Origin of the sequence: Photobacterium angustum, from assembly GCF_003026365.1 — a bacterium.
In the GTDB taxonomy this organism is placed as follows: domain Bacteria; phylum Pseudomonadota; class Gammaproteobacteria; order Enterobacterales; family Vibrionaceae; genus Photobacterium; species Photobacterium angustum.
The window spans coordinates 21,513-34,475 of the sequence record NZ_PYOM01000001.1 but is presented as its reverse complement, the minus strand read 5'-3'; the positions used below and the strand labels follow the sequence as shown (position 1 = coordinate 34,475).

At 40.5% G+C, this 12,963-nt stretch carries 15 protein-coding genes; 10 read left to right on the top strand and 5 right to left on the bottom strand.

Annotation, left to right across the window (positions count from 1 at the left end; genetic code table 11):
• Positions 1-129: 129 nt before the first annotated feature.
• From CTN01_RS00190 to lipA, 4 genes are all read left to right on the top strand, one after another.
• The gene (locus tag CTN01_RS00190; RefSeq protein ID WP_005363394.1) at positions 130-1,305 is read left to right on the top strand and encodes a serine hydrolase; all 1,176 of its coding nucleotides are present in this window, start codon (positions 130-132) and stop codon (positions 1,303-1,305) included.
• A gap of 213 nt (positions 1,306-1,518) precedes the next feature.
• Positions 1,519-1,794: a DUF493 family protein YbeD gene (ybeD, locus tag CTN01_RS00185; RefSeq protein ID WP_006647053.1), complete on the top strand. Its 276-nt coding sequence runs from the start codon at positions 1,519-1,521 to the stop codon at positions 1,792-1,794.
• Positions 1,795-1,981: 187 nt separating this feature from the next.
• The gene (lipB, locus tag CTN01_RS00180; RefSeq protein ID WP_005363398.1) at positions 1,982-2,632 is read left to right on the top strand and encodes a lipoyl(octanoyl) transferase LipB; all 651 of its coding nucleotides are present in this window, start codon (positions 1,982-1,984) and stop codon (positions 2,630-2,632) included.
• Positions 2,629-3,600, top strand: coding sequence for a lipoyl synthase (gene lipA / locus CTN01_RS00175; protein WP_005363402.1), 972 nt, complete (start codon positions 2,629-2,631; stop codon positions 3,598-3,600). The genes lipB and lipA overlap by 4 nt, the downstream gene beginning before the upstream one ends.
• A gap of 89 nt (positions 3,601-3,689) precedes the next feature.
• On the opposite strand, the gene bamC is transcribed toward lipA, so the two are convergent.
• Positions 3,690-4,700: an outer membrane protein assembly factor BamC gene (gene bamC, locus CTN01_RS00170; protein ID WP_045084800.1), complete on the bottom strand. Its 1,011-nt coding sequence runs from the start codon at positions 4,698-4,700 to the stop codon at positions 3,690-3,692.
• A gap of 31 nt (positions 4,701-4,731) precedes the next feature.
• Positions 4,732-5,610, bottom strand: a complete 879-nt coding sequence (gene dapA, locus CTN01_RS00165) for a 4-hydroxy-tetrahydrodipicolinate synthase (RefSeq protein WP_045084821.1) — start codon at positions 5,608-5,610, stop codon at positions 4,732-4,734.
• A gap of 349 nt (positions 5,611-5,959) precedes the next feature.
• Between dapA and CTN01_RS00160 the strand changes: the two genes are divergently transcribed.
• Both CTN01_RS00160 and bcp read left to right on the top strand, forming a co-directional pair.
• Entirely contained in the window at positions 5,960-6,499 is a 540-nt protein-coding gene (locus CTN01_RS00160) for a glycine cleavage system transcriptional repressor (RefSeq protein ID WP_045150268.1), read from the top strand.
• 93 nt (positions 6,500-6,592) lie between these two features.
• Positions 6,593-7,057, top strand: a complete 465-nt coding sequence (bcp, locus tag CTN01_RS00155; protein WP_045150269.1) for a thioredoxin-dependent thiol peroxidase — start codon at positions 6,593-6,595, stop codon at positions 7,055-7,057.
• 52 nt (positions 7,058-7,109) lie between these two features.
• Here bcp and CTN01_RS00150 read toward each other — a convergent pair whose 3' ends face one another.
• Both CTN01_RS00150 and CTN01_RS00145 read right to left on the bottom strand, forming a co-directional pair.
• Positions 7,110-8,195 carry an AI-2E family transporter gene (locus CTN01_RS00150; protein WP_045186548.1) on the bottom strand — a complete coding sequence of 362 codons (1,086 nt, stop codon included), beginning with the start codon at positions 8,193-8,195 and terminating at the stop codon, positions 7,110-7,112.
• Positions 8,196-8,203: 8 nt separating this feature from the next.
• Positions 8,204-8,428, bottom strand: coding sequence for a sulfurtransferase TusA family protein (locus CTN01_RS00145; protein ID WP_005363520.1), 225 nt, complete (start codon positions 8,426-8,428; stop codon positions 8,204-8,206).
• A 165-nt stretch (positions 8,429-8,593) separates the two neighbouring features.
• On the opposite strand from CTN01_RS00145, the gene bepA reads away from it, so the two are divergent.
• From bepA to CTN01_RS00125, 4 genes are all read left to right on the top strand, one after another.
• On the top strand, positions 8,594-10,051 hold the full coding sequence (gene bepA, locus CTN01_RS00140) for a beta-barrel assembly-enhancing protease (protein WP_107174386.1): 1,458 nt from the start codon (positions 8,594-8,596) through the stop codon (positions 10,049-10,051).
• A 90-nt stretch (positions 10,052-10,141) separates the two neighbouring features.
• Positions 10,142-10,492 (top strand): arsenate reductase (glutaredoxin), encoded by a 351-nt coding sequence (gene arsC, locus CTN01_RS00135; protein WP_045084804.1) that lies wholly within the window; start codon positions 10,142-10,144, stop codon positions 10,490-10,492.
• Positions 10,492-11,067 carry an NAD(P)H:quinone oxidoreductase gene (gene wrbA, locus CTN01_RS00130; RefSeq protein WP_045150270.1) on the top strand — a complete coding sequence of 192 codons (576 nt, stop codon included), beginning with the start codon at positions 10,492-10,494 and terminating at the stop codon, positions 11,065-11,067. Before arsC ends, wrbA begins: the two co-directional genes overlap by 1 nt.
• A 29-nt stretch (positions 11,068-11,096) precedes the next feature.
• The gene (locus tag CTN01_RS00125) at positions 11,097-11,528 is read left to right on the top strand and encodes a DUF2069 domain-containing protein (RefSeq protein ID WP_045150271.1); all 432 of its coding nucleotides are present in this window, start codon (positions 11,097-11,099) and stop codon (positions 11,526-11,528) included.
• Between the two features lie 72 nt (positions 11,529-11,600).
• Here CTN01_RS00125 and CTN01_RS00120 read toward each other — a convergent pair whose 3' ends face one another.
• Positions 11,601-12,755: a DUF2066 domain-containing protein gene (locus tag CTN01_RS00120; protein ID WP_045150272.1), complete on the bottom strand. Its 1,155-nt coding sequence runs from the start codon at positions 12,753-12,755 to the stop codon at positions 11,601-11,603.
• Positions 12,756-12,963 lie beyond the last annotated feature (208 nt).

Genomic DNA, 12,963 nt, shown 5'->3' with positions numbered 1-12,963 from the left:
CCTTTGCGCACATTACGTCCGCTTAATGTCAATAATTGGGATTCTCCCCCCATTCAACTGATAGGTAAGGTGTTATCTGCTATAGTGAGCGTCATTTCTTGTCTTAGATAAACTAAAGTTATAATAATCATGAAGAAAACAGCTGCGCTTTTCCGTTCTGTAGCCATCTCAGCCACTTTGCTGGCTTCAGCTACTGTTGCTGCATCACCAGCAGTCGTACCTGAAGCTCCACAAATCGCGGCAAAAGGCTATATCCTCGTCGACTATAACTCAGGTAAAATCCTTGCCGGTCATAATGAATATGAAAAATTAGCGCCTGCTAGTTTGACAAAAATGATGACCAGTTACGTTATCGGTCAAGAAATTAAAAACGGTAACATCTCACCAGATGATACTGTTGTTATCAGTAAAAATGCATGGGCGAAAAATTTCCCAGGCTCATCTAAAATGTTCCTTGAAGTCGGTAAAAGCGTAAAAGTTTCTGACTTAAACCGCGGTATTATCGTAGATTCTGGTAACGATGCCTGTGTTGCAATGGCTGAGCACGTTGCTGGCTCTCAAGAGTCTTTTGTTGATTTAATGAATGGCTGGGCTAAAAACCTTGGCATGAAATCAACACACTTTGCTAATGTTCATGGTCTAGATCGTCCAGATCTATACACAACACCTTACGATCTTTCAATTCTAGCACGCTCACTGATCCGTGATTTGCCAAATGAATTCAAAATCTACGCTGAAAAATCATTTACTTACAACGGTATTACCCAATACAACCGTAATGGTCTACTTTGGGATAAAAGCATGCACGTTGACGGTCTAAAAACAGGTCATACAGATAACGCAGGTTACAGCCTAGTAAGTACTGCCACTGAAGGTAACATGCGTCTGATCTCTGTTGTGATGGGTACTGCAAGTAAAAATGCTCGCCTTGCTGAAAGTAAGAAGCTGCTAAACTTTGGTTTCCGTTTCTACGAAACACTTTCACCAAACAAAAAAGATCAAACCATTGAAACTGAAAAAGTTTGGATGGGTGACACTGACACAGTAAACCTAGGTGTGGCTGAAAACACCTACGTAACATTGCCTCGTAGCCAAGCTAAAGATCTGAAAGCTAGCTTTGTGCTAACTAAAGAGCTAAAGGCGCCAATCACTAAAGGTGAAGTAGTTGGTAAATTAACTTACCGTGTTGGCGATCAAGACGTTGCTGAATACCCACTTGTCGCATTAAACGATGTTAAAGAAGGTAGCCTATTTAGCCGTATGGTCGACTACGTAATGATGCTAGTACAAAGTTGGTTTAAGTAATTTAAGCCATCAACTTCATCGACGACTAAGAGGCAGCTTCGGTTGTCTCTTTGTTTTCATTACTGAATACAAACATTACCTCCTATATTCCCTATCCTCTTCATCCATCCCTTGTTTTACAATCACTGACACATTAAGATGCCTGCAATACACTACTATTAGCCATAATAGTAATGATGAAAGACACATTGAAAGCGAACTTTGGAGTTCTATATGCAAGAACAAGAGCAACCAAAACTAAAAGATCTACTGGAATTCCCTTGTATCTTTACTTTTAAAGTAATGGGTGAAAACAAACCAGAATTGCCAGATCGTGTGGTTGAAGTTATTCAGAGTGTAATCCCTGGTGATTACACTCCAACAACAAAACCAAGTAGCAAAGGAACATACACAGCGGTTTCTGTTGCTGTAAACGCGACCAATGTTGAACAAATTGAAACCTTATACAAAGAGTTAGGTGCAATTGATATTGTTCGTGTAGTGTTATAAGCACTATTTTTCAGGCGGTTATCAATACCGCCTGTCTTCTTATTCTCTTTACGTTTCTTATAATCCCCATTTATTATCCATAACTCCTTCATCAGTCGCTAACATTACATCCGCAACAAGTTTAGGTATAATGCTCCGACCTAGCCTTCTTTATGATTGGCATCTTAATTATTACCTGGGTAGTACATTGCAAACAGCTCTTATTATTAAAAACCTTGGCCGTTGTGATTACCAAGCGACGTACGATGCCATGCATGACTTCACCAATAACCGAACTGAAGACTCGGCAGATGAAATTTGGCTGGTCGAACATTCACCTGTTTTCACTCAAGGACAGGCAGGCAAAGTCGAACACTTGCTCAACACAGGCGATATCCCTGTTGTTCAAAGCGACCGTGGCGGTCAAGTCACTTATCATGGTCCCGGACAACAAGTGGCTTATATATTAATCGACTTACGCCGGAAAAAATTAGGTGTACGTGAATTAGTTACGCACATCGAAAATACAGTAATCAATACTTTATCCCACTTTGGGATTAGCTCTAACGCTCGCCCTGATGCACCTGGTGTGTATGTTAATAATCAAAAAATATGCTCATTAGGATTACGGATCAGGCGTGGGTGCTCTTTTCACGGTCTGGCACTCAATATAAATATGGATTTGGCGCCTTTTCTTCGTATCAACCCTTGTGGTTATGCTGGAATGGAAATGACACAAACTGCGTCATTAAATGGTCCAACTGAACTGACGGAAGTTCAGCCTGTACTCGTTGAAGAATTAACTAAATTACTCGATTATCCGAAAATCGAGTGGATGACGGAAAGCAATCAACCATGAGTAAACCAATTAAAATTGAACAAGGCGTCAAGTATCGCGATGCCGATAAAATGGCATTGATCCCAGTTCGTAATGTTGCGAATGAAGAAGCGCCAAAAGAAGTATTACGTAAACCTGAATGGATGAAAATCAAGCTACCGTCTGATAGTAAGCGTATTCAGGAAATCAAATCAGCCCTACGTAAAAACAAACTTCACTCAGTCTGTGAAGAGGCATCTTGCCCGAATTTAGCAGAATGTTTTAACCACGGTACAGCAACCTTTATGATCTTAGGTGCTATTTGTACCCGCCGTTGTCCATTCTGCGACGTTGCTCATGGTCGTCCTCTACCACCAAATGCAGAAGAGCCTGCTCATCTAGCACAGACAATCGCAGATATGAAACTACGTTATGTGGTTGTCACTTCTGTTGACCGTGATGATCTTCGTGATGGTGGCGCACAACATTTCGTTGACTGTATTACTGAAATAAGAGCAAAAAACCCAAGCATTCATATTGAAACATTAGTGCCTGATTTCCGTGGCCGTATGGATCGTGCACTAGAGATCTTCCGTGATACTGCACCGAATGTTTTTAACCACAACTTAGAAACGGCACCACGTCTGTACCGTAAAGCGCGTCCAGGTGCTAACTACCAGTGGTCATTGGATTTATTGAAAAAATTCAAAGAGCTTCATCCTGATGTACCGACTAAATCGGGTGTAATGATGGGCTTAGGTGAAACCAAAGAAGAAATCATTCAAGTATTAAAAGATCTCCGTGCTCATGGCGTTACCATGCTGACACTAGGTCAATACTTAGCGCCAAGCCGTCACCACTTACCGGTTGAGCGTTATGTACCGCCAGAAGAGTTTGATGAACTAAAAGAAATCGCTCTCGATCTTGGCTTTACGCACGCGGCATGTGGGCCATTTGTGCGTTCGTCGTACCACGCCGATCTACAAGCACAAGGTGTAGAGATTAAATAATATCTCGACATATTTGGGCGCAAGCTAAAAATTAAGTATAAAAAAACCGCTTTAACTAAAGCGGTTTTTTTTATGACACAAATAACTAATTATTTCTGGAAACTTGCAGCAAAAGCGGGAGCCGCAGATTCTAAAATTTCACCAGTCACTGGCTTACCATCATTGTCAGTGATATTAATTGACGTACGATTACCAAGATCACCAACTAAAATACGATACGTATCATCAGTTAATTTCATTGGTTTAGTCCCTAGTTTTTGCCAGAACTCATCATTAGGCTCGCGGTACTTAACATCAATCAAGCCTTGTGAACGGTTGCGATCTTCAACAGTAAAGCCAAGTTTTTCTAACGCCTTAGGTAAACGTTCCCACATATCACTATAAGGTGCACGAGCAATAAGTACAGGGAAACCACTGCGGTCCATACCCATTGAAATAGGGATATTTTTTAGCTGCTCTGCCGCAGCTAAACGTGCTTGCTCACGAATAGTCTCATCGTATTTCGACATCACTAAGTTAGTCATCAAAATACTGTAACGACGTTTGTTATTCGCAGTAACAGGCACCGTTTTACCATCTTCACGCCAATCCGTTAAGATAATACGGTAACTATTCGTCGCTGGTGATTTCTCAATACTATAGCGACTGCCCACTTCATGATCTTCATCTTCATTTGTCCAGCTTACCCAATCAGTATCAATACGATCAGCGCTTTGCTTTGCAATACCAATGTTATTTTTACTGATCAAATTTTGGGTAACTTGCCATAGTTTGGTTAAATCAGAAGTACGAGGAAGTTGGACTGTTACACCATCTTGGTCCACGTTAGAGCGCATACCAGGGATCAGATTAAGCACCTGTTGCGGTGGGCGAATATCAACGCTAGCACCAACATCACCAGCAAACGCCTTACTCGGAATCGCGTAATTGGCATTACTAAAAGGCATAGCTCCTGTTGGCAACGTCCATGATTCTAAAGGTTGAGTATCAAGATAGTTAAAATCTTGATTAGCCTGACGACGAGACTCTGCCCCACCTGAACAAGCAGACAAGCTGGTTACCACGAATGCAGCTAGTGCTAGTCGATATTTATAATTCATTTATGCTCCTGCGCTCCTACGCTTGTGCAACTTAAAGCACACCGGCATCCAAAAGAGCCTGTTTAACAATCGGTTGCTGTGACTCGCTTAATACAGTTAGCGGTAGTCGTAATTCACCATTATCAATCAAACCTAACTGATGAGCGGCCCATTTCACTGGAATAGGGTTAGCTTCAACAAACAGATGACTGTGTAATGGCATTAAACGCTCATTAATTTCTCGTGCAGCGTCAATTTGGCCACTTAATGCGAGTGTAAACATTTGAGCCATATCTGCAGCGGCAATATTTGCCGTAACAGAAATAACACCGTGACCACCTTCAGCGACAAAATCTACGGCTGTAGCGTCATCACCGCTTAATTGGATGAAATCTTCGCCACAAAGTTCCCGTGTTTTTTTCACACGAGATAAATCAGCTGTCGCATCTTTAATACCAATAATATTATCGATTTTAGCTAAACGTGCGACAGTTTCAGGTAATAAGTCTACCGCAGTTCGTCCCGGTACATTGTAAAGAATTTGCGGAATATCTGTTGCTTCAGCAATAGCTTTATAATGTTGGAATAAACCTTCTTGGGTTGGCTTATTATAGTACGGTGTAACACTTAAACATGCTGCTACGCCCGTGCCAGAAAAAAGCTTGGTAATAGTGATGGCTTCATGCGTCGCATTTGCGCCTGTACCTGCAATAACAGGAACTCGTCCATCAACATATTCCAATGTTTTTAAAACAACCTTGATATGTTCATCAACGGTAAGTGTTGCAGACTCTCCCGTGGTACCCACGGCAATAATCGCACTTGTTCCTGCGTTAATATGATAATCCACCAGCGTTTTCAAACCGACGTAATCTACTTCGCCTGCTGAATCTAGTGGAGTTAATAGCGCAACCATGCTTCCTTTAAACATGTCCATCCCCCTCTTCTTATATATCCAAACGGCTCTCTCAACATAACCTTGTGGGGCTGTATGCTAAAGCCGTTAGGGTATAACTTTGTCATGGTACTTTTGAGTGACTATAAACTCAAGCAAAGGCTGATTGAAAACAGTGAACTAACAGGCTTTATCGTCTTCTTTCATCATAATTTTGTACTTTGAAACTTAAATCTCAATAAACCTAATAATTTTCCTCATTTTTTGCTTAAAGAACAGTCAAATTTCACCTCAACAGTAAGAACTATTGTTATTAAATTTGCCATCGTATCAATAACAGTCTGTGCTAACATGTTTAGATTATAATTTTACAATGAAGACCAATATGGAACACTATCTTGTCATCACTGCTGTAGGTACTGATCGCCCAGGTATCTCTGATGAAATCACCCACCTTGTGACTCAATGTGGCTGTAATATCGTAGATAGCCGCATTGCCCTGTTTGGTTCTGAGTTTACCTTGATCATGTTGTTATCAGGTAATAACAATGCAATATCTAGAATTGAATCGACCTTGCCATTAAAAGGGCAAGAGCATGATCTTATTACTGTTATAAAACGTACGAGTAAACACCAACAGCGCTTTTTCCCTTATACCGCTGATTTCCATATTGAAGCTAATGATAGCCCAGGTTTAATTAAGCAATTTACTCACTTTATGGCTAGCCGACATATCGATATTTCGACGCTTAGCGCCAATACCGTTGAAAGCCAAACAGTGGGAACAATGAATCAACTTGTTTTGCAAATTAGCACAAATTTACCTGAAGACTGTAATCTGATGACACTGCAAGAGGAATTTGAAACCTTGTGCCAGAGCTTATCAGCAAAAGGGTCTGTGAATTTTATTAGTCATACACATTAACGAAAGCAAAAATAACAAAACTTTCATTATCAGCCTCATGTTCGTTCAACATGCAATGCATCGCGATACGATAACTAAAAGGATATTATACTTATGAATACGCTCACAGCTGGCATGCCTGCACCTGCCTTTACTTTAATGAATCAAGATAACAAGCCTGTTAGCCTCAGTGATTTTAAAGGTAAAAAAGTTCTTGCTTACTTTTACCCTAAAGCAATGACTCCAGGTTGTACGGTACAGGCATGTGGACTACGTGACAGCAAAGCCGAACTTGATGAAAAAAATGTGGTGGTACTTGGTATCAGTATTGATGCAGTAAAACGTCTGCCAAAATTTATCGAGCGCGATAACTTAAACTTCACCCTTTTATCTGATGAAGATCATGCTGTAGCTGATCAGTTCGGTGTTTGGGGGCTTAAGAAGTTCATGGGCAAAGAATATGACGGCTTACACCGCATCAGCTTTTTAATTGATGAAAACGGTATGATTGAGCACGTATTTAATAAGTTCAAAACAAAAGATCACCACCAAGTAGTGCTTGATTATTTAAACCAATGATCGCTTTGGTTTTAATTGGATATAAAAAAGGCCGTTTTCACGGCCTTTTTCACTACACTTTTTCTGACACATCAGAGGGTGATAAATTATTATCGCTCGCAGGTAATGCTCCCCACACGGCTTTAACTAATGTCGCTAATGGGATCGCAAAAAACACCCCCCAAAATCCCCATAATCCGCCAAAAACCAACACCGCAACAATAATTGCGACAGGATGAAGATTTACTGCTTCAGAAAATAGAATCGGTACTAATACATTGCCATCTAACATTTGAATAATGCCATATGCCAGTAATAGCCACCAAAAATCTGGCGTCCAGCCCCATTGGAACAATCCGACCATAGCAACGGGAATTGTTACTGCGGCTGCGCCAATGTAAGGTATAAGAACAGAAAGCCCGACTAACACACCTAATAATACGGCATAGCGTAAATCCATAACTTCAAATGTGATATAACTTGCAATGCCAACAATAATAATTTCAGTTACTTTGCCACGAATATAATTAGAGATCTGCTGATTCATTTCGCTACCAACTTTGCTGGCTAAACGACGATTTTTAGGTAATACGTTTAATAACGTGCGCAGCATTTCGTCTTTATCTTTAAGTAAAAAGAAAACAAGCAACGGCACTAAGATCAGATATACCCCTATCGTTGCTAAACTGACTAACGATGCCAGTGAACCTTTTACAACACTTTCGCCCAGCCCTAATACTTTCTCACGAAGTGTATTCATTAAATCAACCACTTGAGCCGGCTGAACAAAATCAGGGTAGCGTTCAGGTAAGCTAGATACATAGATTTGAAGATCGTTAAACATCTTCGGCACATCAGCACTTAAATTAGTAATTTGATGCCAAATCGTCGGCACTAAACCAAATAAAGCAAGCACCATTAACCCTGCAAAGACCAATAGCACGATAGCGACTGAAAGGGTTCTTGGCATCCCTAGTTTATTTAACCTTGCAACTGGCCACTCTAATAAGTAAGCCAAAACGATAGCGACTAATAACGGCGTGATCAAACTGCCAAAAAAGTAAATAGTAAGAAAGCCGCCGAGAAGAATAACAACAAGGCTTACAGCGTGGGGGTCTGAAAATCGACGCTGATACCAGCGGTTTAGCATGTGTAACATGTTGAGCTCTATCCTTTTTTCACTATCATGATCAGTTGAGTATTATCATCAACTAAGATATCGGTAACATATCCATTATTATGCAAGAAACGAGGGATATCACCTCTTGCGCCGCTGTCTGAAATTCGTATTTCTAACCCTTGATTGGGAAGAAGTGTTGCGCATGCGCGTTTAGCTAACAATAAAGCCAGTGGACAACGTTCGGCCATTAGATCAAGCGATATAATTTCCATTTCATTTAAGTGACAGATATTTTGTATTGCCGTATTGTAACCTCAGCACATATAAGATGCGAGATAGAGAAAGGACATGAATCACAATAACGAACCTCTAAAGCATTTCGATGTCCTAACTTATAGATATTAAAGAAAACTCAACAAGGAGGTTGTACCATTCCCATGTTTCGATTTGCCAAAGCACCGACCTATCTTTTGCTTTCTGCTCTTCTTAGTAGCAGTATTCCAGCTATTGCTAGTGATGATAATCGCTTACCTGAAATGGGAACGACGGCCTCTTCTACGTTAACGATTGATAAAGAACGTGAATATGGCGATGCCTATATGCGAGTGATACGCGCGAGCCAACCTGTTATCAGCGATCCTTTGCTATCTGATTATGTTCAATCATTAGGGCACAAGCTTGTCGCCAATGCAGAAGGTGTACGGACACCTTTTTATTTCTTCTTAATTCAAAATTACGAAATCAATGCGTTTGCTTTTTTTGGTGGTCATGTTGCGCTGCATTCTGGATTATTTTTGCATGCACAATCAGAAAGTGAACTGGCTTCTGTACTTGCCCATGAAATCGCCCACGTTACACAGCGTCATTTAGCGCGAAAAATGGAAGCTGACGCAAAAAATTCACCACTGACTGTGGCTGCATTGGTTGGTTCTTTACTATTAACCGTTGCAGCACCTGAAGCCGGTATTGCAGCCATTCATGCAACGACAGCTGCAAATATACAAGGGCAAATTAATTTTACCCGTAGTAACGAAAAAGAAGCTGACAGTATAGGCATTAAAACACTCGCCAAAGCAGGCTTTGATGCCCATGCGATGCCACGTTTTTTTGAGCGCTTAGCTGAACAATATCGTTACACATCTAAATTACCGGCAATGCTACTTACTCACCCATTACCAGAGTCTCGCGTCACAGATAGCCGTATGCGTGCACGGAATTACCCTACCGTTGTTCTTCCACCCTCTGAGCGATACTTACTTGCGCGCTCACGTGTTGTTGCACGTAACGCAGGTTTTAGTGAAACTTCATCATTAAACTGGCTAAATCGAGAATTAAAAAAGGCTGCGCCAAATCGTCGTAAAGAACTCAATTACGGTAAAGCTTTGGTATATATCGATAATGCAAAATATAAACAAGCTCACCAATTACTAGATCCACTAATTGCAGGTGAACCCGATAATATGTTCTACATCGATGCAGCAACAGATCTCGATCTCAATCAAAAACAATATCAGCGTGCTATTTCTCGCTTAGTAAATGCTCAAAAAAATAATCCCGATAGTAGTGTATTACGAATAAATTTAGCCAATGCATACATAGAAGCAGGAAAGTATCAACAGAGTATCCAAATATTAAATCGCTATACCTATGATCATCCTGACGATACAAATGGTTGGGCATTATTGGCAAAAAGTTATGCAAAACTAGGTAATCGTGCGGCTGAACTTGCATCATTTGGTGAATTACTTGCCTTACGAGCACAATGGGACAAAGCTATTAATAATTATATGCAAGCAGCACAAATGGCAAAGCTCGGCTCAATGGAGCAAGCACGTTATGACGCACGAATTGATCAACTTCGCTTTCAGCGTCAAGAATTCAAAGCATTACAATAACGTATTGATTAATTTTAATTTATTATAGATTATCAACAACAAATCAATAGCATTAAAATAGACTGCTAATACAGTCAGTTAGGAGATGTCATGTCAGTCACTATTTATCATAATCCTCGTTGCTCTAAAAGCCGTGAAACACTGGCGTTATTAGAAGAAAAAGGGCTCACACCGACGATTGTTAAATACCTAGAACAAACACCAAGTGTCGCGGAATTAGAAACGTTATATCGCCAACTAGGCTTGAACTCTGTGCGTAAAATGATGCGTACCAAAGAAGCGGATTATAAAGCGCTTGGACTAGGTAATAATGACGTATCTGATGAGGCACTCTTCATTGCAATGAGTACTCATCCAAAGCTAATCGAACGTCCAATTGTGGTACGTGGTGAAAAAGCGGCATTGGGTCGTCCACCTGAGCAAGTATTGGATATTTTATAATGCATAAAATCTTAGTTCTTTATTACAGCCGTCATGGTAATACACGTCAGTTAGCACGACATATTAGTCGTGGTATTCAGCAAGTATCTGGTTGTGAAGCAGTGCTAAGAACGGTTGCTGAAATCGGTACACATGATCTTCAGCAATCAAACCTTGATCCTATCGTCAATCATGACGATCTGAAACAATGCATTGGTTTAGCGATGGGAAGCCCTGTTCGGTTTGGTAATATGGCAGCGCCATTAAAACACTTTATTGATAGTACTAGCCAAGAATGGTTATCAGGTACATTAATCGATAAACCAGCCTGTATATTTACCTCATCATCCTCTATGCATGGTGGTCAAGAAACAACGTTACAATCAATGATGTTACCGTTATTGCATCACGGCATGCTAATTGTTGGTATCCCTTACTCCGAACCCACTTTGCATACTACGCAACATGGAGGTACCCCCTATGGAGCTTCACATCTCAACACAGGTACTAACAAGCAACTCCATAGTGATGAAATTGAACTTGCACAAGCTCTCGGTAAACGGCTTGCACTAACCGCGATGCAACTTCAGCGTTAACCCATATGGCTAACGAAAAGGAACATTCGATGCCTCCAATGCAACCGCAAACACAATATCTGCACCGCTTTGCATTCTGCGCGAATTTAACCCTTATGCTATGGGTCGCGTTATGGCAAATGATCCTCTCTCCCCACCCACATCTTAATCACTGGATAATGGCTGCTGTTTGGATCATTCCTTTAGTACTACCATTGCATGGGATGTTAGCAGCGAAACCTTATACGTACGCATGGTCGAACTTCATTTTAATGTTCTATTTCCTGCATGCTCTGACGCTACTCACTATTGATGAAGGCGAACGCTGGTTAGCCAGCGTAGAGTTACTACTCGTAACCATCGCTTTTCTCAGTAATATACTTTTTGCACGCGTAAGAGCAAAAGAACTCGGCATAAAACTCCAGCGCCTATCGCAAGTGGAGCGACAAGAACGCGAACGTTTTGAACCACCTAAAGATTGACTCGTTCTCTAATAATGAGATATTAAAAAGCCCTCATAATGAGGGCTTAATTTTTGCTATTAACACCGAATTTTAGTTATGCCATATATACATGTCATCAGGTGCAACATAATTTTCTGGTTGAGTTTGCGGCTGTGATTGTGTCGCTGTAACATCCAACGAATTAGGATCTTGGCTCACATCAGTATTTGGCATTGTCGTTACGTTAGTATTTGTAACAGTAGAATCATCGGCGCTAATACGACTTTCATGGCTCAATTCACGCTTAAACTCAGTATCAGATGCTGATAAATTCATACTGAAAATCACCTTATCACCTTTAATATTTACCGCATTAGCACTGCTTACTGTCGTCATCTGATTTAGCATACGTTCAAGCGTAAAAAAGTCTTCTGTTGAATTAACATTCTCAACTTCAATATTAACTCTACCTGACGCGACACCACCTAATTCGACAGCATATTTCTGCGCTAATTGGTTTGTCACTTGATTCATCATATCGAGACTAGCTTGTACCAATGTACCGCTCGCTTTACCAGTGATAGGTTGCGTATCAGCTGCAATCGTACTAGGCTGCTGAGCATACAGCTGCCATGTTAATTCAACCTTATCTGCGCCTTGTTGGTGAGCTTTTACTAACAATAAACCACCCGCATTATAACGTTGACTTGCGCTAGTGATGGGATCGATAAAACTCCCCCAAAGATCGGATACATGTACTGCTGTAACATCGTTAAAATCACCCACAGGGAAAGTAACGGGTAGACCACGGTTATTTGCAGCTTGTTTTGTATCAGAGACGAGTGCATTGGTTGATTGATCCCATAAAATATCTCGGCTATTACCGTTATCATCAACCATCCAAACGAGAATATTAGGACGCTGAGCGCTCCAAAAATTCGCTTTAGCTTGTGTTAAAAGCTGTTTAATTTGTACCTGATCAAACGTTAAATCTAACGTCTTTTGTCCATTATCTTGACCATAACCAAATTGACTCACGTAATTTGAACTGTTCGCAATCGCCTGAGCCATAACACTATTTTGGGTAATGTTCGGATTACCTGTCACTTTAACTAATACTTGCTTAAAGCCTTGCTCTCTTGCAGCTTGATCGGGGTTTTGACCATTAGCAGGCATCACTACTTGAGCCTGATATAAATCACTGACAGTAGCCGCTTTAATAGGTAAAGCCAGTAGAGCTAAAAATAACAACGCAAATCGCAACATATCGCACTCGTAATTTACAAAAATAAGTCGTCAAAAAATAAAAAGATAATCAAAAAGGCATAAAGACTCATTGATATTCTGTATAGCCACGTAGTCTAAAATCAATTAGTTCTACAATATGTACTTTTTCCTGAACCAAAACAATACAACAAGCAAAAAACAAACCATTTGCTGAAAAATATTCTCTAGTGATAAATAGTAGTGTTTA

Coding starts and splice junctions, on each gene's coding strand:
- CTN01_RS00190 (WP_005363394.1), top strand. CDS start 130: ATGAAGAAAACAGCTGCGCTTTTCCGTTCTGTAGCCATCTCAGCCACT.
- ybeD (WP_006647053.1), top strand. CDS start 1,519: ATGCAAGAACAAGAGCAACCAAAACTAAAAGATCTACTGGAATTCCCT.
- lipA (WP_005363402.1), top strand. CDS start 2,629: ATGAGTAAACCAATTAAAATTGAACAAGGCGTCAAGTATCGCGATGCC.
- bamC (WP_045084800.1), bottom strand. CDS start 4,700: ATGAATTATAAATATCGACTAGCACTAGCTGCATTCGTGGTAACCAGC.
- dapA (WP_045084821.1), bottom strand. CDS start 5,610: ATGTTTAAAGGAAGCATGGTTGCGCTATTAACTCCACTAGATTCAGCA.
- CTN01_RS00160 (WP_045150268.1), top strand. CDS start 5,960: ATGGAACACTATCTTGTCATCACTGCTGTAGGTACTGATCGCCCAGGT.
- bcp (WP_045150269.1), top strand. CDS start 6,593: ATGAATACGCTCACAGCTGGCATGCCTGCACCTGCCTTTACTTTAATG.
- CTN01_RS00150 (WP_045186548.1), bottom strand. CDS start 8,195: ATGTTACACATGCTAAACCGCTGGTATCAGCGTCGATTTTCAGACCCC.
- CTN01_RS00145 (WP_005363520.1), bottom strand. CDS start 8,428: ATGGAAATTATATCGCTTGATCTAATGGCCGAACGTTGTCCACTGGCT.
- bepA (WP_107174386.1), top strand. CDS start 8,594: ATGTTTCGATTTGCCAAAGCACCGACCTATCTTTTGCTTTCTGCTCTT.
- arsC (WP_045084804.1), top strand. CDS start 10,142: ATGTCAGTCACTATTTATCATAATCCTCGTTGCTCTAAAAGCCGTGAA.
- wrbA (WP_045150270.1), top strand. CDS start 10,492: ATGCATAAAATCTTAGTTCTTTATTACAGCCGTCATGGTAATACACGT.
- CTN01_RS00125 (WP_045150271.1), top strand. CDS start 11,097: ATGCCTCCAATGCAACCGCAAACACAATATCTGCACCGCTTTGCATTC.
- CTN01_RS00120 (WP_045150272.1), bottom strand. CDS start 12,755: ATGTTGCGATTTGCGTTGTTATTTTTAGCTCTACTGGCTTTACCTATT.